This window comes from Mesorhizobium sp. PL10, from assembly GCF_053714315.1.
Window position 1 is genome coordinate 126,621 of record NZ_JBSKBR010000011.1, and the last position, 19,790, is coordinate 146,410.

Sequence of the window (19,790 nt, forward strand, 5' to 3'; positions counted from 1 at the left end):
GCCGCAAGCCAACTGCGTTCGACAGAAGCAGTTGGAAAGTAGTGGAAAGCTCGAAATGAAAAAAGCGCTCATTTCAGCCGTGACAAATATACGCATATATATCGACTGGAATGAAGAAATACCATGGCAATTCAAGAGAATTGACTGTGGTCTCTAGAGTAAAACCCCATAAAGAGGAGAACAACAATGGGTGACCATTCGAATAACAGCCACATCGATCGTTTGGCCGAGGAGGCCCGCAAGGGTCGGCTGACGCGCCGCGATTTCATGCACTACAGCATCGCCGCCGGTCTCGCCGTCACGACGGCCTCCGGCCTATGGACGAAAGCGGCAGCGGCCGAGCCGAAAAAGGGCGGCACGCTCAAATACGCCACCCATGATTCCAACACGGGCGACTCCCACGACCCCGCGACGTGGAACTCGCGCCAGACAATCTTCCTGGGTCCGACCTATCGCAGCTATCTCACCCAGGTGAATGCCGACGGCACTCTCGGCCCCGATCTCGCCATTTCCTGGGAGGCCAACAAGGATGCCACGGAGTGGACCTTCAAGCTGCATCCCAAGGCTTCATTCCATAGCGGCAAGCCGGTTACAGCGGACGACGTTATTGCGTCGATCAACCATCACATCGGCGAGAAGTCGACCTCCGGCGCCAAGGCCGTCTTGTCCTCGATCAAGGAGGTCACCAAGGATGGTGACCACACTGTCGTCTTCAAACTGTCGAGCGGCAACGCCGACATGCCTTGGATCATGACCGACTATCACATCGCGATTTGTCCGGCCAACTCGGACGGCTCTCTCAATTGGCAATCGGGCGACGGGTCGGGTCCTTACCACCTGAAGGAAAACGAGTGGGGCGTGCGCCAGAGCCTGGTCCGCCATGAAGGATGGCATGGAACCGGCGCCTATTTCGACGGCGTTGAGCAAATATCGATCAACGATCCGAACGCACGCCAGACCGCCATCGTCACGGGCGACGTCGACGCTGTGTCCGTGATCGAAGCCAAGGCCATGGGCATGCTCAAGCGTGACCAGAATATCATCATCGAAAACGTGCCGTCCGGTCAGACCGTAACCTATCCGATGCATTGCGATACCGATCCATTCAAAAACCGTGACGTCCGCAACGCCCTGAAACTGGCCATCAATCGCAAGGAGCTGGTCGAAAAGATTGCCTTCGGCACCGCAACCATTGGCAACGACTTCCATATTTCGCCGGTCCAGCCCTATTGGCCGAGCGATATCCCGCAACGCGAGTATGATCCGGACCAGGCAAAGTCCCTGCTCAAGAAGGCAGGCGCCGAGGGGCTGACGGTAAGCCTCAGCACATGTGACTCGATCGGGACGGGTGCCGTTGACGCCGCGGTGCTCTTCGCCGAGAACGCCAAGCGCGCGGGGATCAACATCAAGGTCGTGCGGGAACCGAACGACGGATACTATGCCAATGTCTGGCTGAAGAAGCCGTTCGTCATGTGCAACTGGGGCGCGCGCCCCACGCCAGACATGATGTTCACAACGGCCTATGGAGCAGGTGCGCCATGGAATGAAAGCCGGTGGCAGAATGAGCGTTTCAATGCCCTGCTTGCACAGGCCAAATCCGAGCTGAACGAGAAGTTGCGCGCAGAGCAGTATCATGAAATGGCGATGATCGCGCGCGACGACGGCGGCACGATCCTGCCGATGTTCTACAACTTCGTCTATGCGCGTCGAAGCAATCTCCAGCGCGGAGAAAAGATCGGCGCCAGTTGGGAGATGGACGGCGGCCGCGCTTCGAGCCGCTGGTGGATGGCATAACCGAAAGGTCGTTCAAGGGTCGGCGCGGCAAACGCGGCGTCCCTTGAACCGCTATCGCCCTGAACGCCTTCAACGATGCCTCGACCTAGTCCGTCTTCTGACGAAATTCAGCGCAAGAGGATTGCGATGAACGACCTTACGCAACTCATTTTGAAACGACTGGTCTTCGGGGCTTTGACGTTGCTTTTCGTTTCCCTTCTCATTTTCTTTGCGGTCGAGTTGCTGCCGGGCGATATCGCGCAGGCCATTTTGGGCCAGACCGCTACGCCCGAGACCTTGGCGGCATTGCGTGAGCAGCTTGGTTTGAACACGCCTGCCTTGGTGCGATATTTCCTGTGGCTGGGGGGCGCCCTGCACGGTGATTTCGGCACGTCGCTTGCCTCGGGAACGCCGGTGAGCGAGGCGATCGGGCCAAGGTTGATAAATACATTGTCCCTGGCGGCCTATGCCGCAGTGATCGCTGTGCCGGTGGCAATCTCGCTTGGGATCGTCGTTGCGCTGCTGCGCAATACGATGTTTGACCGGATTGCCAATGTCTTGACGCTGACGTCTATTTCGTCGCCGGAGTTCTTCCTCGGCTACATCCTCATTTTCTTCCTTTCGATAAAGATCCGCGCCTTTCCGGCACTTTCCAACCTCACTCCAGGCATGTCCTTTGGAGAGTACCTGGACCGCGGCTTCCTGCCGGCGCTTACCCTGGTTCTGGTCGTCATCGCTCACATGATGCGCATGACCAGGGCGGCGATCATAAACCTGCTCGCCTTGCCCTACATCGAAATGGCAAAGATCAAGGGAATGCCAGCCTGGAAGGTTATCGTCCATCATGCCCTCCCCAACGCCTGGGCGCCGATCATAAGCGTGGTGGCACTCAACCTGGCTTACCTCATTACAGGCGTGGTGCTTGTTGAGGTCGTCTTTGTCTATCCTGGCATCGGGCAGCTTCTGGTTGACGCTGTCGCCAAGCGCGATTTTCCCGTCGTCCAGGCGTGCTGTTTGATATTCGCCGCCACCTTCATCGGCCTGAACCTGGCAGCCGATGTCGGTGCCATCCTCACGAACCCGCGGCTGCGGTTCCAAAAATAGTGGTGATGGGGATGGGTTTACTATCGATTGGATATTTACTGGCGCTGGCCGGAGTCTGTGCCTGGGCGGCCTTTGCCAAGCGCTGGCGGGATCTCTCTTTGTTTGGCTTTGTCGCGGCGGCTTCGTTGCTCGTATGGGCTGTCTTCGGGGCCACGCCGCTTCAGGTCATCACCGTCTGCGCAGCGATTTTGCTTGCCTTGGCGTTGGTGTCTTATCTTTTTCGCCGGCTTCTGGTTCTGGTGCTGCCATGGCAATTGTCGCAAGCTTTCGGCAAGGCACCGGTTACCGCAATATTCGGGATTATCATCATTCTTGTTTTCGCGGCATGCGCCATCTTCGCTCCAATCGTCGCTCCGTTCGGCGAGGCTGATATCGTTTCCGCATCATTTGCCCCTCCTGACGCTCAGATGCTGCTTGGCGCCGATCAGTTGGGGCGCGATATTCTGAGCCGCATCATCTTTGGTGCTCGAACCAGTGTCGGATTGGCTCTCATCGCAACGATCCTGGCCTTTAGCGCTGGCTCCCTCACCGGGCTTCTGGCTGCGACATATGGTGGATGGCCCGACCAGATATTGAGTCGGATCGCGGACACCATAATGTCGGTTCCTTCGCTTATTTTTTCGCTCCTGATGCTTTCCATATTCGGCACCGATTTGTCGGTGATCGTCGTGGTCGTCGCTGTCATTTATTCACCGCGCGTCTACCGGCTTACCCGCGCGGTGGCGGGCAACGTTGTGGTCATGGACTATATTGAAGCTGCCAAGCTGCGCGGTGAAGGCACCTGGTATTTGATCAGGCGAGAGATTCTGCCGAACGCCCTGGCTCCCCTGATCGCCGAATTCGGCCTCGAGTTCTGCTTTGTGTTCCTTTTGATCGCTGGACTATCGTTCTTGGGGTTGGGGGTGCAGCCACCCACTGCTGATTGGGGCTCAATGGTGAGAGAGAACGCCACCCTGATTTCCTTCGGCGATTACACCCCATTGATTCCGGCTGGTGCGATCGCGCTCCTCACGGTTGCAGTGAACTTCGTCATCGACTGGATGCTCCATCGATCCTCCGGACTTAAGGACTGACCGATGGTCGATCGAACAAATGTGCTGCTGGAAATCCGCGATCTCAAGATAGAAGGACGCGTCGACGATAAGTGGACCGAAATCGTCCACGGCGTCGACCTTACCCTCCACCGTGGCGAGGTCCTCGGGCTGATTGGTGAATCGGGCGCCGGGAAATCGACAATCGGCCTGGCCGCGATGGGGTATGCGCGAGACGGCTGTCGTATCTCGGGCGGCTCCATAAGATTTGCAGGCGAAGAACTGAGGAACGCGCCAGAGGCGAAACTTCGTCACTTGCGCGGCAAACGCATCGCCTATGTCGCCCAGTCGGCGGCCGCATCCTTCAACCCAGCCCACAAGATCATCGAACAGCATATCGAGACGGCGTTGCACTTTGGCGTCCAGAAGCGCGCTGCAGCCATGGAAGACGCCATGGAGTTGTATGAACGTCTTCGGTTGCCCAATCCGCGCGAGATAGGCTTCCGATATCCACATCAGGTCTCGGGTGGGCAGCTGCAACGAGCGATGACGGCGATGGCCATGGCCTGCCGTCCCGACCTGATCATTTTCGACGAACCCACGACCGCCCTCGACGTGACCACTCAGGTGGAGGTCCTGGCGGCCATCCGCAACATCGTCAAGAACTTCCATACCGCTGCGATATACATCACCCACGACCTCGCCATCGTGAGCCAGATGGCCGACACGGTGAAGGTGCTTCTCAAGGGCAACGAAGTCGAGGAAGCGCCAACGAAAGATATGCTGAAAGCCCCGAAGGCGGATTACACAAGGGCATTGTGGGCAGTGCGAAGCTTTGAGTGCCCGCAAAAGCAGCGCCCCGAGAACGTCCACCCGTTGATATCCGTTCAAGGCGTTTCTGCAGCCTATGGCACGAAAGCCGTCCTTGAAGATGTTTCATTCGATATTTACCCCGGGATGACGGTGGCGGTAGTGGGCGAGTCCGGCTCCGGCAAATCCACGGTAGGTCGATGCATCACGGGTCTTTTGCAGCCGACAGGCGGGTCCATCCGCTATAACGGCAACATTCTTCCTCCGTCTTACAAGCTGCGAGGACGTGACGACCTGCGGCGGATCCAGATGATCTATCAGATGGCCGATACCGCTCTTAATCCCAAGCTGCCGGTGAGTGAACTCATCGGTCGGCCGGCCGCGTTCTGCGTCGGGTTGTCGGGGAGTGCCCTGAGGACACGCGTCGAGGAACTGCTGGATCTGATAGAGTTGGATCCCTCGAAATATTACAACCGAATGCCATCGGAGCTTTCAGGAGGCCAAAAGCAGCGTGTCGGCATCGCGCGGGCGTTGGCTGCCGAGCCGACATTCATAATCTGTGACGAAGTTACAAGCGCGCTCGACCAACTCGTGGCGGAAGGAATTCTGCGGCTTCTCGATCGCCTGCAGCGAGAATTGGGCCTTGCCTACATGTTCATCACGCATGACCTGGCGACCGTTAAAAGCATCGCTGACGAAGTTGTTGTCATGCAGGCGGGGCGTGTCACCGAGAAAGGCCCCAAGGACGAAATATTCCAGCCGCCACATCACCCTTACACCGAGCTTCTGCTTTCATCGGTCCCCCAGATGGAGCTCGACTGGCTCACCAACCTGCTCGCAAAAGCGAGGGCCGGTTAGCTGTCGCTGAAGCTGCTCGGCATTGGCGACTTCGGAGGGCTCGGATCCTCCCCGGTGGCGTGACCACTCAATCGGGTTTTTGCGCACGGGCGACCGCCCGCCCTGCCCGCAGTGGGTTGATCGCGAGCAGGTGCCGAGCGTCAGACTTTGACCACTAATGCATGTCGCCCAGAAGTGTGCGCGGTTCTGGGGCAACGACATGCATCAAAACAAAAACTTGAATCGCGTCGCCTGAATCCGTTTCAGCGCGATGCGCTTTAGCCGGCATCCGGGACCCAGATGAAGAACTGATCTGCCTCGGACTCTATCAGGAACGATCGGGCCTTGGAGCATCCCTTTGGTGCGTTGTACGGTGTGCCCGTGGCAAGATCGAACTCGGCAAAGTGAAGCGGGCATACAAGTCGTCGCCCCTCGAGGAAACCTTCCGACAGTGACGCTTCCGCGTGGGGGCATCTATCTTGCAGGCCGAAATACTCGTCACCGACCCGGGCCACGACGATCTCGCCGATCGGCTCGACGTGGATTCTTTGCAACTGCCCCTGCCCCAGCGGACGCATGTCCGGCAAATGGCGCCGTGTTCCCTGGGCCGCGGGTTTTTCGGCAAGGCCGACATTGCCGTTGAGCTTGCCTACGGGCGCCTGCTCTTGCGAGATCGCAAACTGGTGAACCTCCCGAGGCCGATTGACCCCGATTGCGAAATTCTCGAATTGCCAGAATGGGTAAGGTCCGTCGTCGGTAGATTGAGGAATTGCCGAAGGATCGGGCATTCCCGCAATGTGGATCGTGATATCGTACTGATCCGACCAGAAGCGCGGGAGCGGCAAGGAGGGGCCGTCCGTTCCCAGCATGGCGTGAGCGGCGCGGCCGGCCTGCTCTGTTGCGTTCTGCCAACTCTCCAGACGCATGCCGTCGAGCCTGGCTGAGCTACGCTGGCGCGAGACATCGCCAACGGCGAATATCTCAGGGTCGCTGGTTGCCCCGTTGGTATCGGTAAGGATGCCGTCCTTGCAATCAAGACCGGCGCGCCTCGCCAGATGATCATTGGCGACTATCCCGATCGCGACCACGAGGAGATCAGCCTTTTCGACCTTGCCGTCGTAGACGACCTCGACATGGTCAGCATGCTCGGTGAACCGAGGCTCCTTTCCAAGCACGAAGCGTACGCCATTTTCGACATGGACACGTTCGAGATAGTCGGCGGCAACTTCAGGCAGTGCCTTGGCGCAGAGGCGGGCGTCTCTTCCAAACAAGGTAACGTCGATTGAGTTCTTGCGAACCGCCGCGGCCACTTCCAGGCCGAGCCAGCCGCTTCCAAGCACGAACATGCTCGACGCATTCTTGAACGCTCGCCTCAGCCTTTCGGCGTCGTCCGCCGTGCGAATATAATGAATGCGCCCATACCCACGGTCCAGCTTTGCCAGGCGGCGCGCAGTGCCCCCCGTGGCCAGCACCAGGCGGTCATAGGGGTATTCCCTGCCGCTGGCGGTTTCCACGATCCGCTTTGACCGGTCTATGTGCACTACGGTTTCGCGAAGATGCACATTGACGTTCATCGCCTCGGCTTCGGCAGAGGTGAGCACAGATGTCAGGGCGGGCTGGTCGCGGTCCACTGCGAAGTTCTTTGACAATGGAGGCCGTTCATATGGCGGGTGTGGTTCATCGCCAAACAACTCGATCGACCCCTCATACCCGCACTCCCTGAGGACCTTTGCGGTGGAACCGCCCGCCTGCCCTGCGCCGACGATCACAATTGAGGACGGGGCGGAATGAAGATCAGCGACAACTTCGTCGCCGAGCTCAAGCCAGCCGTCATTGAGAACCTCGCAGTAGATCCCGAAATTCTTGCCGTACTGCGTTATCAAGGTCCGCAAAACCGAGCGATCCTCCGGAACGCCGAATTGCTCCAACGTGGTGAAGCTGCAGCGGCCGCATGGCTGCGTGCCACGAAGCCGTAGGTTGCCGATGCTGAATTCCTGACCGAGCAAATTCAATTCCGGGGGCTTGCCGCCTTCGGACTGCAGGTCGACAACCACGTTGGGTCGAAACCGCCGCTCATCGATGATGCTTCCCGGGAGTATCCTCTTCAGGGCATCGAGCGCCTGTCTGCTCAACAAATGGATTGGGCTCAGCGGGTATCGATGTTGCGCGATCCTGTCCTTGAGTTTGGCGCCGTACGGCTGAATGCTGACAGGTCGGCCCAGGAAAGCGGAAAGGCGTTCCCTGAGTTGCGGATCATCGTGATGACGCCAGTCTTTTCCGTCCAAGGATACCAGGACTCGCCCGCTCTCATGGTCCTGCCTGGACAGGAGCCGCGGCACAACGCCCCAAGCCTTCTTGGCCGGGTTTACGGCCTCCTGGGTTTCGGTGTCGAAGATTGCGAATTGTCTGTCGCCTGAGAGCCCCCGTTCGGTAAAGTGCGCACGAGGCAGGTTTTCGCCGGCGAGTGAACTGACTGGATAGCGCCACAGCGCCAATACCGAGCCCACACCCGACTGCGCCATTCCGCTACTCCCTTTCAACACCATTTGGCCGAACAGGTCGCCGCGACTATCGCCGCGGCGACCTGGATCACTTACAAACCTTAGAGTGTCATCCCAACTCTACCAGTCCTCGAAGCGGAGTTGCGGCCCTCACTCGCCACTTAGTTCGTGGCGAGATAGACCTTGGGGATAGCACCGCGAAACACCCGATCCATGATGATGGCCAAGGCAACGATCGCAAGGCTGGCGCGCAGGCCCACTCCAAAATCGAGCCGGGTAAGACCGCGTGTCACCTCGGAACCAAGTCCGCCAGCTCCTACAAGCCCTGCCAGCACCATCATGGCGAGTGACAGGAGAATGCATTGGTTTACGCCAACGAGAAGCGTTGGCAGGGCGGACGGCAATTCGATCTTCTTCAGGACATCCATCTTGTTCGCGCCCATCGCGTTGCCGAGTTCGATGCGCTCCTTCGGTATCTGCGCCATCGCCAAGACCGTCAGTCGCACCATCGGGGCAATGCCATAGACGATGGTCGAGATCAGTGCCGGCACGGTACCCAGCCCGAAGAGAATGACCGCCGGGACAAGATAGACCCAGGGGGGCATGGTTTGCATGATGTCGAGCACCGGTCGTATCGCGCTCTCGAGGCGCGAGCTGCGCGACACGAGAATTCCAAGCGGAATACCAAACAAGACAGAGAACAGAACGGCCACCATGACCAGAGCGACCGTCTGAATTGTCGCGTCCCACATCCCAAGCAACATGCACAGGAAGAGCCCGCCCAGCGTGAGCAGACCGTGGCGCCACCCTGCGATAAACCACGCGATGACCGCCAGGATGCCCGCCACTACCGGCGCCGGACCGAGGGACAGCACCGCGATTATGTTGGTCACCAAGAAGTCGAAGAATGTCGTGATCGCGGCGAAGGCTTCATGATAGTTCAGGTTCAGCCACGTCAATGCAGGCGCTACGACCGATCCTGGGGAAATCAGAGCGTTATCCATTTGAACCTCCCGATCCAAGCAAGCCAAGCCGCTGGGAAAATCTGTCCAAAACGATGCTGAGAACGACAATGGCTATGCCGGCGTTGATCGACTTGTCGATCTGCAGGGTTCGCACAGCGTCGTAGACGGTCTGGCCGAGACCGCCGGAACCGACGATGCCGGCGATAACCACCATGCCGAAGCCGAGCATGAGGCTTTGGTTGACGCCGGCCAGGATCGCGGGGAACGCAAACGGAATCCGGATCTTGAACAGCGCCTGCAGCGGTTTCATTCCGACGGCCGTGCCCAGCTCTCGAAACTGCGTGGGCGTCATTCGAATGCCATGTGCCGTCAGTCGCATCGCGGGGGGTATGGCGACCAAGGTCGTCGCGCACATCGCGGTTGCCGGTCCATAGCCGAGCAGCGCAATCCCTGGAAGCAGGTAGATGTAGGCCGGCATCGTTTGAATGAAGTCGAGCACCACGTCGCTCGCCTTCGTCAAGCCCGCCGCCAGACCTACGAGGATACCGCTTGGGATCGCGATCAGAAGCGCTATCAGCGTTGAGCTCACGACGAGCGTTAAGGTACTCATGGTCTCGGACCACAACCCCATCGCCTGGCAGAGCCACAGGCCCGCTGCCGCGGCGACGGCGAAAACGCGTCCCACTGCAAACCAACCGACCACGAGAACAATCAGGATGAACGCCCAGTAAGGCGTCAACCCAAAGAGTCCGTCGATCAGGTTGAACACGAAGTCCAGAACCGCACGAAATGAATCAAAGAACGTCGTGGCGTTGTCGTTGATCCACATCAGGCCGTCGTTCACGACCGTATCAAAGGAGTCTGTTATGTCCGGCATCATATTGCCCTCCCTCTAGACTCACTGCGCTCGTTCAGTTGACATCGATGCCCCGCACGGCTTTGAGAAGATTCTCGCGGGTGACAATGCCAACCATGCTGTTTTGATCGCTGATCGCGATGCGGTCGGCGCCGTGCTTCAACGAACTGTCGATCAAGGTCTGAAGATCGTCGTCGACATGGGCGGTGGGCATCGAGGATTTGTCGCCGTGGACCGCACCCGGCTTCGTCATGATCGAATGCGCCTTCACAAGGTGCAGTCTGGAAATCCCCTCGACGAAGTCGGCGACATAGTCGTCGGCCGGCTTCAGCACAATTTCCTCGGGGGTTCCGATCTGTACGATTCGTCCTTCCTTCATGATGGCGATGCGATCGCCAATCCTGATGGCTTCTTCAAGGTCGTGAGTGATGAAGACGGACGTCTTGTTGAGCTTGGTGGACAATTGCTTGAACTCGATCTGCAACTGCTTGCGAATGAGCGGGTCCAGCGCGCTGAACGGCTCGTCCATGAGCAGTATCTCGGGGTTTGCAGCCAGGGCGCGCGCTATTCCCACGCGCTGCTGCATGCCGCCCGAGAGTTCCCTCGGATAGCGCTCCGCCCAGTTCTTGAGGCCGACCGTCTCGAGGGCGGTCTGGCAGGTCTCCATCCGCTGGCTTTTGGACAGCTGTTGAATTTCCAACGGAAGGGAAACGTTCTGAAGCACAGTGCGATAGGGAAGGAGCGCGACATGCTGGAACACCATCCCGATGTGCTTGGCACGCATTGCCCTCAGATCGCTCTGGGCCATCTTGCAGACGTCCTCACCGCGCACGATCACCTCGCCGACGCTTGGTTCGATGAGACGGTTGAAATGGCGAATGAGCGTGGACTTTCCGCTGCCCGAGAGGCCCATGATGCAGAACGTCTCGCCCTCAAGCACCTCGAACGAGGCATCGGCCACGGCGACGACGACGCCAAAATCCTTCAGGATCTGCTCTTTGTCGTGCGTCCCCCGTTTCGCGGCGTCGACCGCGGCCGAGCTCTTCGCACCGAAGAACTTCCAAACAGAACGGCACTCGACCACCTTAGGGCGAGCGGCAATGTTAGCTTGCTTGATCTTGTCCATGGTACCTCCCTGGCATAGCTGAATGCGGCAAAGCTAAGTGCGGCACCCGGCCTGGGGCCGGGTGCCAACTGGTTGAAGGCTATTCAGACGACATAACCGACCACTTCTCGACGGTCGCCTGGTGCTTCTGCCACCAATCGTCGACCGCCTGCTCGATGGTCTTGCCGTCGTTCATCGCCGAGTTGATGTCGACGTTGTCCTGGAGAGGCAGGTAAACCGAGGCGAGGCTTTCGCGAGCGTGGGGGTTCTTTTCCGAGAAGCCCTTCTTGGCGATCCAGTAGTAGGCCTGCGGAGGCGCGAACGAACCCTTGGGATCCTTCAGGAACTTCACGTCGAACACCTTGGCCATCCACGAAGGCGTCCAGAGCATGGTGACGATAGGCTCCTTGCGCTCCAGCGACGACTTGAGCTGGGCAACCATCGCCGCGGTGCTGCCGTCAATGATCTGGTACTTCAGATCATAGTCCTTGAGCGCATTGTGAGCTTCGCGCATCAGGCCCGAACCGGGCTCGATACCGATGATCTTGCCTCCGACCTTGTCGGCGATCGTGTTCAGCTGATCGACTGAATCGACGGGAACATAGGACGGCACCACCAATCCCTGGACGACGCCAAACGAGACGATCGACACCTTTTCGAGCTTTTTGTGGAACTTGGCCCAGTAATCCGAGGCGATGTAGTCGACGTTGGAAAGAAGGATGTCGACGTCACCTTTCTGAAGCGCGGCATATGCAATGCCCCACTCGGAAAATTTGACGAATTCAACCTTGAATCCCTCTTTCTCAAGGAATTTCGAGGTTACAAGCGAGACAGCCATCTGGTCTTCCCAGGCAAGGCTGCCCACCTTCAGGACTTTTTCGTCGGCCTTAACAGGTGCCAAGGCGAACATCATCAAGGCGATTGCTGTGAATATTCTAACGAGGATTTTCATATCATGCTCCCTTTGTAAGTCGTTTCCATCGATTGAACTTCTTGCGAATTGTTCTAGCTTCACTCCTCCTCTTACTCTTCGCCTTAGAAGGCTCCCCGACGCGGCCGGCTCTCATCAGCTGCGCCAAATTGGACAAGCTTCCGCTTGCCAACCGAATTCCCAATTGTGCGACGCCCCCGAACGGGCGTCAGATCTCTCCACCCGCTTGGAACTCGTCCCAGGCGAGCCGCAGGTTCGCTCCCATCGTCAGAAATGGCTCAGGAGGGCACCAACTCGGCGCATTGGTCTTGGCGAGATATCGAAGTTCCTCGCTGTCGATCCCGCAGACCATGTCGGCGAGATACAGACCGAGCATGCTGCTGCGCGTCAGGCCAAGACCATCGCCAACGGTGCCGGCGAAGACATTTCGGCCGACTTCGCCAAATAGCGACTGCGTGTTGAAGGTCAGCGGGATCATGCCGCCATACACGTATTCGAAGTTCACGTGTTCTAACCTCGGGAACCGCGAAACAAAGGCCTTGCGCAACTTCTTGCGGGCACTATGGACCCGCTCCGGTGAAGTGCATTGGTGGGTCGAGAACGATAAGCCGTTGCGAACGAATATTCGCCTGGACGCGGTATATCTCACGGTGGTGCCGGCCGGGTGAGCCGCGGTGCATCCCCATGGCTCGACGTTTCCGAGTTTTGTCAGTTCCTCATCGTCTAACGCGCGCGTGAAGGCGCCAAAGCTGTTGATGCCGTATAGACGGCCTGACTGGGGGATGCCGAAATGGTTCGCGAACGCGCTCACCGTCAGGATGATCTTGCCCGCGCGGATGGTCCTGCCGTTCACAAGGCGCACGCTCGGGGTGGGCCCATCCAGTACCTGCAACACAGGGGTCTTCTCAAATACGTGGACGTTCTGCGGCAAGACGGACGCCAACCCACGCACAACTTCCGCCGGGTTGATGAGCACGGTCCCGGGGGTAAAAAGAGCCCGGATGTAGTACTCGGTACCGAGCTTTGCACCCAGCTCCGACCGCTCGAAAACCTTGCTCTCGGAGTCGATCGCGTCGAGAAATCGCTCCAGATTGTCCAGAGCGGGAAGGAAGCGCTTTTCGCGGGCAGCGAGGAACTTGCCGGACTCACGCCAATCGAACTGGAGATTGTGCCTGTTCTTGAGTTCTCGCATCCGGTTGATCACGATCATGTTCAACCTGAAACGCCATCTGTGATGCGAGAGGTCGACTTTGGGATCGCCGAAGGTCACATGAGGGACATCGATCATGAAACCCGCGTTTCGCCCGCTGTCCCCCATCCCGACTTGCAGCGCCTCAAACAGCGCGATCTTCTCCCCGGGCCTGTTCTCGGCCAAGCGAGACGCAGCGTTCACGCCGGCAAAGCCGGCGCCGACCACGATGAAATCATAGTCGGCTTCCATCACACTCGAATCCGCAAAGCGGTGATCCTTGTTGGTGGCTGTGCTGAACCAGCCCAGATCACCAACAGGCGCGGGAAAACGGCTAACCTCTTTCATGGTCGGCTTCCTAGCTCCTAGCGACAAAGGCCTGGAGCAGCAGTGGTCGGGGCGCGGTTGCCCATCAGTAGAGCTTCGTCTTTTCCAGGATCTCGTCGATCTGGGACTTCTCGGCCTGCGAGAGTGGCAGCCGGGGACGGCGGCAGAAGCCACCCTTGAGGCCAACCTTGTCCATCGCGTACTTGGTGGCCTGGATGAACTTCGACGTGTTCTCGAAATACCGTGCCAGGGGACGGTAGTTTTTCGACAGCTCGCGTGCCTTTTCGCTCTGGCCGCTTTCAACCAGTTCCAACAAGTCCCGAACCATCCGCGGTGCGATATTGCCCCCGAGGCAGACCCAGCCGCGAGCGCCGGCGCTGAACGCCTCGTAGTACATGTCTTCGTAGCCGCAGACCGGCGTCAGATGGCCATTGAGCTCGTCTACAATCCTCGAAATGCGTTTCACGTCGTTCGAAGACTCTTTGATCGCAACGATGTTGGGATGTTTGCTGAGCTTGCTGACCAGGTCAAAAGGCATGTCGATGCCATTGCTACCCGGGTTGTTGTACAGCATGATCTTGACGTCGGTGCTGTTCGCCACGTCGGTGTAATACGTATAGAGCTCCTCGGCGTTGAGACCGAGACCAGGGTGCGACAGCAGCAGGACGCCTGCTCCGCCGTTGTCGCCGACATGCTTCGTCAGTTCGATGACTTTCGACGTCGTGGTGGCGATGGTCCCCGCCATCAGCGGGCAGCGTCCGTCCAGCCGCTTGGCAGCGAATTCGAAGACGGCCTTGCGCTCTTCGATTGACATCGCGCTGTACTCGCCGAGCGTGCCTGCAACGCATACGCCATAGCCACCCTTCTCGGTGTAGTGGTCGAGATTGTCTCCGAACGCTCCATAGTCGATGCTGCCATCCTCCTTGAACGGAGTTGCAACAACGGTGAAAACGCCACGAAGCTCGCTCATCTTCTCATCCCTTTCCACTCAGCCATGATCGGCTGACCAATGCCGGTACCCCCTAAAATGCAGGTTCCGTGCCAGTTAAGAAAACCAGGCCTTTTGCAAGCAATCGCTGGCCGCGGAACGTGAAAACGATAGCTCGCCCCTTGCCTCCACTTGGCCGCAGGGCGACAAACGTCGCAAAAAACGACGTTTTATGCGACGATATTGAGAAGGGCGCCCTCGCTCGCTGCGACGGAACGTACAAATTTGACGCGTTCCCTTGCGTGACGTTCAACAACGTGTCTTTATGACACGAAAGCCGGCGTAGCCGCAGTTGTGGCGCCACGGTACGGGCGTTGAGGACGAGCGGAACACGGGAGAAAGAACGATGATCTTGGGCGACCTTCGTACGGTCCACACTCGCCAGATGTGGGAACAGTTCATAGACGGCAAACCCATTCATCGCCAGTCGCTCCCCGACTACGTCTACCGCTCCTGGACCAACTGCCGCGACCACCAGATAAACCCGCGCCAGGTGCTTGACGCTCGCACTATGCCGGACGACGAATTCGAGACGTTGAGAGAGAGGTATTCGGAACTCATTGAGATCGCCGAGCCGGTCCTGGAGATGGTGCTTTTCTCGACCAGTGGCGCTCAGTTCATCGCAATGCTCACGTCACGGGAGGGCGTGATCCTGTCAGTGGCGGGCGACCTCGACAGCCTGAGTGTGCAGGAAAACTATTACAATCGCCCCGGCGTATACTGCGAAAGTAGATATTTCAGTGCTCGCGCAACCACCTTGGCGCTGCAGGAGAAAAAACCAATATCGCTATGTGGTAGCGAGCATTTCCTGGAGGTATTTCATAACTCGCTATGCTACGCTGCTCCTGTATTTAACTATTTTGGCGACGTAATTGCCTGTGTATCTATCGCGTCGTCTCTGAATAATTCAAATCCGAAAACCTTATCGATGGTTTCTGCAGCTGCCAATAATATAAGTTCCCAGATTCATAGAAAACATTTATATGAATCCGGAAACTACTTGCGATCAATGGTATATTCTATTTGTGAAACCTTACCAGATGCTTTGATAGCTTTAAACAACGAAAGAGCCATTACATACGTCAATCGAGCCGCAGAAGACCTCTTGGACTCTCAATCGGCGAGTCTCGTCGGAAAGAATATCGCCGACTTTTTCGACGAACCGAGCCTGAAGGATATATCGTACCAGGTCGACGCGAATAAGAAGAACAGCGTGTCAGTGACACTCAAGAGCCGAAACACAGGAAAGTGGCTTTGCCGGGCGCTCCCACTGCAAGATGCCAATCGTGAAACTGTCGGCATGACACTGTTCCTCGCATCGGAAAAGCAAATCGTTCAGGGCATAACGCAGGTCGGCGGGAACCGCGCATACTATCGCCTCGAAGACATCCAGGGGGAGTCTTCTCAGTTGAAAAACTGCGTGCAGTTGGCGAAGAAAATCGCCAAAAAGGCGAACCGCGTCCTCATAACGGGCGAGAGCGGAACCGGGAAGGAACTCTTCGCTCAAGGCATTCATAACGCCGGCCCGCGACACGCTCAGCCATTTGTCGCCATTTCGTGCGCGTCGATACCGCGTGATCTGATAGAGGCCGAACTCTTCGGCTATGTGTCCGGCTCTTTCACGGGCGCCAGCAAAAACGGGGCCGTCGGAAAGTTCGAACTCGCGCAGAACGGCACCCTGTTTCTCGACGAGATTGGTAGTCTGCCTATGGAGGCCCAGGGTAAGCTCTTGCGGGCGCTTCAGCAGAATGAAATCACGCGAATAGGCGGGAATGTTCCAATCCCGGTCAATGTAAATGTTATTTCAGCCAATAATGTGAACCTTCATGAACTTGCAAATATGCGCATGTTCAGGGAAGACCTTCTATACAGACTTAATAGTGTTGAAATCAACGTGCCGCCGCTGCGTGAGCGGACCGGCGACACCGAGTTCCTGATCAAATACTTCATCCGCACGCTGTCGAAGGCGCAAGGTCGGGAGGTCACGATTTCGTCCAGCTGGCTTGACCCGATGCTGCAGCAGCACTGGCAGGGCAATGTTCGCGAGCTTGAACACGCGTGCGAAACGGCGCTGATCTTGTGTGATGAGGAGGTTCTCACCCGCAGACACCTTCCGCACTCGGTCAGGGGTGGTATCGACAGCGAGCCAAAGGAGCAGTTGGCCAGCGAGTGCGAAACGCTCGATGAGAACTTTCGCAAGTGGCTGGTCTCCGCTTTGGAAAGTTGCCACGGCAATCTCACCACCCTGGCGATAAAGCACGACATTTCACGCAGCACCCTGTATCGCAAGGTTCGGGAGTATGGGATCGACGTGAAATCCTTCCGCGCTCGCAGGCGAAAAAAAGCGAGACCTTGATGTCTCTGCCGAACGGCTACGCCCTTCGGAAAAGGCTCTTTGAAGAGACGGTTGCATCGACATTTCGTTCCTAATTGCGACGAAACGTCGGAAACACACTCATAAACGCGTCTTTGTGACACGTTATCATATTCAGTTGTCGGGCAACCCCCGCAATTTTCCGAGATACATCGCGTCAGATTGCGACGTTCGGGTGTCTCTCCAGATCGAGCCGCTGGGCGTTACCCTTGGCGATACCGGCCAAAGCGTCGGGTACGCAGTTGGCACACGGCTTGCATCGGAAATCGACGAGATAGTCTCGCAGAGCCTCACCGCGCAGGCGGCCCTTGAGTCCTGAGCATATAATGTCCGTTCGGAATGTTTGACCCAAAAAGATAGTCCGGAGAATGCCGATGGAATCCCAGCTTATCGTGATGCTGACGCAGAACGACATCACCGTTGACGATGCAGACGAGGTTTTTGATTCCTGCAAGGACCTGCCGGTCAGGTTCTGGGGCTTCAAGAATGTGGGAATTTCAAAGAACGACACCCGCACGCTCGTCGAGACAATGAAGGCCAATGGCAAGGTCACGTTTCTCGAAGTCGTCACCTACACCGAAGAGTCTTGTCTGGAGAACGCGAAGCTCGCGATCGAGTGCGGCTTCGATTATCTGACAGGCACCCGGTTTTATCCTTCGGTCACGGCGCTTCTGAAGGGTACCCCTGTAAAATACTTTCCGTTCGTCGGAGACGTCGACGGCAGCCCGGTGCTTTTGAGGGGCACCACAAGGGAGATCCTGGACGAGTGCAAGCGCCTTGAAGCCTCGGGCGTGCATGGCCTGGATCTTGTCGCTTATCGTTACGCCGATGGGGATCCCGTCGACCTAGCCAAGAAGGTTGTGGCCGCCGCCACGACGGACGTCATCATGGCGGGGAGTATCTCCAGCGCCGAACGGCTTGCGATCGTGAATGAGATAAACCCATTCGCCTTCACGATGGGCAGCGCTCTATTCGACAAATTCTTCGTGCCCGAAGGCGACTTCCGTCGGAACCTCGAGAAGGTCGTCGATCTGATGGACTCCCTTTAAATCCAATCCCCACGCACAGGAGAATGCAATGGACAGCGCAATCAAAAGGCCCTCGGACACGAAAATCTTTATGGAAGGGCCGGAGGTATGCCGGCTTTATTACAAGACTGAAAAGCTGACTTTTGGTTCATCTCAACTCAACCCGGGCCAGACAGGCGCCGTGGATCACGGGCACCCGAACTCTCACGAAGTCTTCTTCTGCGCCCGTGGCACCGTGCTGCTGCGCGTGAGTGAAACCTACTATGAAATGCATGAGGGCGATGCCGTTCTTGTACCTCCTTCCGAGCCGCATCAACTGACGAATATCGGTTTGGACGTGGCGCTTGTGACCTGGAGCCTGGCGCCAAGCGAATAGTCAGGCTCGATTGGGCTGGCACTGGGAGTAGGAGGAGTAGAACGTGAAGTTTGTTCTGGGAGTCGACATCGGCACCACCGCCATCAAAGCCGCGGTTTTTGACGAGCGTGGTTCCGACCGTGGAAGTCATACGTGCGAGTATAACTTGCTCACACCGTTTTCCGGCGCTGTGGAGCTCGACGCGCGATCGTATGTCGACGCGTTCAAATCGGCCGTCTCCAGCGCCATCGCGACCGCGCATGTATCGAAGGACGATATCGTTTCCCTGGGCATTTCGGCCCAGGGTGAAACGCTTTTTCTTGTCGACGAAGACGGCGCGCCGTTGCGACCGGCCATCGTCTGGATGGACACCCGCGCGAACGACGAAGCAAGCTGGATAGAAGCGCAACTCGGCCGCGAGGTCGTCCACAAGACAACCGGCCAGGTGGGCATGAATGCTATCTGGCCGGCGTCCAAGATATTGTGGGTGAAGAAGAACGAGCCCGACGTGTTCGCGCGGACCGCGAAGTTCCTGCTCATCGAAGACTATTTCACCTTCCTCCTGACGGGCAAATATGTCTCGGAGGACTCTCTGCTCTGCTCGACCATGTATTGGGATATCAATACGCGTCGGTACTGGCCGGAGATGCTCGACACCCTTGGGGTGAAGCAATCCCAGCTTCCGGACATCCTGCCGCCGGGCACCGCCATAGGCAAGCCAAGTGCGGCGGCGGCGGCCGAGTTCGGGCTTTCTCCCGACACGCTGATCTGCCTTGGCGCCCTCGACCAGGCTTGTGGCGCCATTGGCGTTGGAAACGTGCGGCCCGGAATCTTCTCGGAAAGCACCGGCGCCGCGCTCGCTTCGGTGGCGATGACTGATCATCCGTTGATCGATCCTGCTGGAGAAATGCCGTGTTTCGCGAGCGGTATTCCGGGAATGTACATGCTGCATGCCTTCTCTACCGGCGGGATGGCCATCCGATGGTTCCGAGACACGTTCTGGGTCGCGGAGCTGGAGAAGGAACAGGCCGGAGGGGTCAACGCCTACTCGCTTATCGACCAGGCGGTGGCAAGCGTTGCTCCGGGTGCCGAAGGGCTCCTCGCCCTGCCACATCTGCAGGGATCGGGCCCACCGGACACCAATGCCAAGGCTAAAGGCGTGTTCCTCAACGTGACGCTGGCGCACTCCCGGGCCCATTTTGCGCGCGCGATCATGGAAGGCGTCACCATGGTGCTGCTGAGAATGATCGAAGGGACGCGGGCTCTTGGCGTCGACGTTGCTGAGGTCAGGTCGCTGAGCGGCGGCGCGAAAAGTCGGACCTGGTGCCAGATCAAGTCTAACGCGTCGGGTCTACCCCTCCGTACGATGAAGACAACCGACATCGCGGCCTGCCTGGGAGCCGCGATATTGGCGGGGGTGGCCGCTGGTTTGTGGCGGTCCGTGCAAGAGACGGCAACCGCCTTCGCGGAATATGACTCGGAATTCGACCCGGACCGTGCGCTCAAGCCGCTCTATGACGATATGTTGGTAGAATACAAATCGTTGATGACGGAGTTCGCGCCCTCGTTCAACCGAGCTGCCCGGTCTCGCTGACGGGCGGCCGCCATTACCGGAT

General features: G+C 57.9%; 15 protein-coding genes. 8 read left to right on the forward strand and 7 right to left on the reverse strand.

Translation table 11 applies throughout. The features are described 5' to 3' along the window. Positions 1–186 precede the first annotated feature (186 nt). The 4 genes from ACWGTO_RS19200 (at position 187) to ACWGTO_RS19215 (ending at position 5,576) form a co-directional block, all read left to right on the forward strand. Entirely contained in the window at positions 187–1,794 is a 1,608-nt protein-coding gene (locus tag ACWGTO_RS19200) for an ABC transporter substrate-binding protein (protein WP_454576376.1), read from the forward strand. Positions 1,795–1,920: 126 nt separating this feature from the next. After that, complete coding sequence (locus ACWGTO_RS19205; RefSeq protein ID WP_454576377.1) at positions 1,921–2,877, forward strand: ABC transporter permease; 957 nt, start codon at positions 1,921–1,923, stop codon at positions 2,875–2,877. A gap of 11 nt (positions 2,878–2,888) precedes the next feature. Then, the gene (locus ACWGTO_RS19210; protein WP_454576378.1) at positions 2,889–3,950 is read left to right on the forward strand and encodes an ABC transporter permease; all 1,062 of its coding nucleotides are present in this window, start codon (positions 2,889–2,891) and stop codon (positions 3,948–3,950) included. Positions 3,951–3,953: 3 nt separating this feature from the next. Next, a complete protein-coding gene (locus tag ACWGTO_RS19215; RefSeq protein WP_454576379.1) occupies positions 3,954–5,576 on the forward strand; it encodes an ABC transporter ATP-binding protein in 1,623 nt (540 codons plus the stop codon). A 257-nt stretch (positions 5,577–5,833) separates the two neighbouring features. On the opposite strand, the gene ACWGTO_RS19220 is transcribed toward ACWGTO_RS19215, so the two are convergent. From ACWGTO_RS19220 to ACWGTO_RS19250, 7 genes are all read right to left on the reverse strand, one after another. Further along, positions 5,834–8,077 carry an FAD-dependent oxidoreductase gene (locus ACWGTO_RS19220; RefSeq protein ID WP_454576380.1) on the reverse strand — a complete coding sequence of 748 codons (2,244 nt, stop codon included), beginning with the start codon at positions 8,075–8,077 and terminating at the stop codon, positions 5,834–5,836. A 140-nt stretch (positions 8,078–8,217) separates the two neighbouring features. Then, positions 8,218–9,060 (reverse strand): ABC transporter permease, encoded by an 843-nt coding sequence (locus tag ACWGTO_RS19225; protein ID WP_454576381.1) that lies wholly within the window; start codon positions 9,058–9,060, stop codon positions 8,218–8,220. Continuing rightward, on the reverse strand, positions 9,053–9,901 hold the full coding sequence (locus tag ACWGTO_RS19230; RefSeq protein WP_454576382.1) for an ABC transporter permease: 849 nt from the start codon (positions 9,899–9,901) through the stop codon (positions 9,053–9,055). The genes ACWGTO_RS19225 and ACWGTO_RS19230 overlap by 8 nt, the downstream gene beginning before the upstream one ends. A gap of 31 nt (positions 9,902–9,932) precedes the next feature. Beyond that, entirely contained in the window at positions 9,933–10,994 is a 1,062-nt protein-coding gene (locus ACWGTO_RS19235) for a quaternary amine ABC transporter ATP-binding protein (protein ID WP_454576493.1), read from the reverse strand. 88 nt (positions 10,995–11,082) lie between these two features. Beyond that, positions 11,083–11,934: a glycine betaine ABC transporter substrate-binding protein gene (locus tag ACWGTO_RS19240; RefSeq protein WP_454576383.1), complete on the reverse strand. Its 852-nt coding sequence runs from the start codon at positions 11,932–11,934 to the stop codon at positions 11,083–11,085. Between the two features lie 187 nt (positions 11,935–12,121). Then, positions 12,122–13,450, reverse strand: a complete 1,329-nt coding sequence (locus ACWGTO_RS19245) for an NAD(P)/FAD-dependent oxidoreductase (RefSeq protein WP_454576384.1) — start codon at positions 13,448–13,450, stop codon at positions 12,122–12,124. A 64-nt stretch (positions 13,451–13,514) separates the two neighbouring features. After that, on the reverse strand, positions 13,515–14,399 hold the full coding sequence (locus ACWGTO_RS19250; protein ID WP_454576385.1) for a dihydrodipicolinate synthase family protein: 885 nt from the start codon (positions 14,397–14,399) through the stop codon (positions 13,515–13,517). Between the two features lie 364 nt (positions 14,400–14,763). Between ACWGTO_RS19250 and ACWGTO_RS19255 the strand changes: the two genes are divergently transcribed. From ACWGTO_RS19255 to ACWGTO_RS19270, 4 genes are all read left to right on the forward strand, one after another. Then, positions 14,764–16,773: a sigma-54-dependent Fis family transcriptional regulator gene (locus ACWGTO_RS19255; protein WP_454576386.1), complete on the forward strand. Its 2,010-nt coding sequence runs from the start codon at positions 14,764–14,766 to the stop codon at positions 16,771–16,773. 392 nt (positions 16,774–17,165) lie between these two features. Next, complete coding sequence (locus ACWGTO_RS19260; protein ID WP_454576387.1) at positions 17,166–17,840, forward strand: hypothetical protein; 675 nt, start codon at positions 17,166–17,168, stop codon at positions 17,838–17,840. A gap of 28 nt (positions 17,841–17,868) precedes the next feature. Continuing rightward, complete coding sequence (locus tag ACWGTO_RS19265) at positions 17,869–18,195, forward strand: cupin domain-containing protein (RefSeq protein WP_192246511.1); 327 nt, start codon at positions 17,869–17,871, stop codon at positions 18,193–18,195. A gap of 43 nt (positions 18,196–18,238) precedes the next feature. After that, entirely contained in the window at positions 18,239–19,768 is a 1,530-nt protein-coding gene (locus tag ACWGTO_RS19270; RefSeq protein ID WP_454576388.1) for an FGGY-family carbohydrate kinase, read from the forward strand. Positions 19,769–19,790 lie beyond the last annotated feature (22 nt).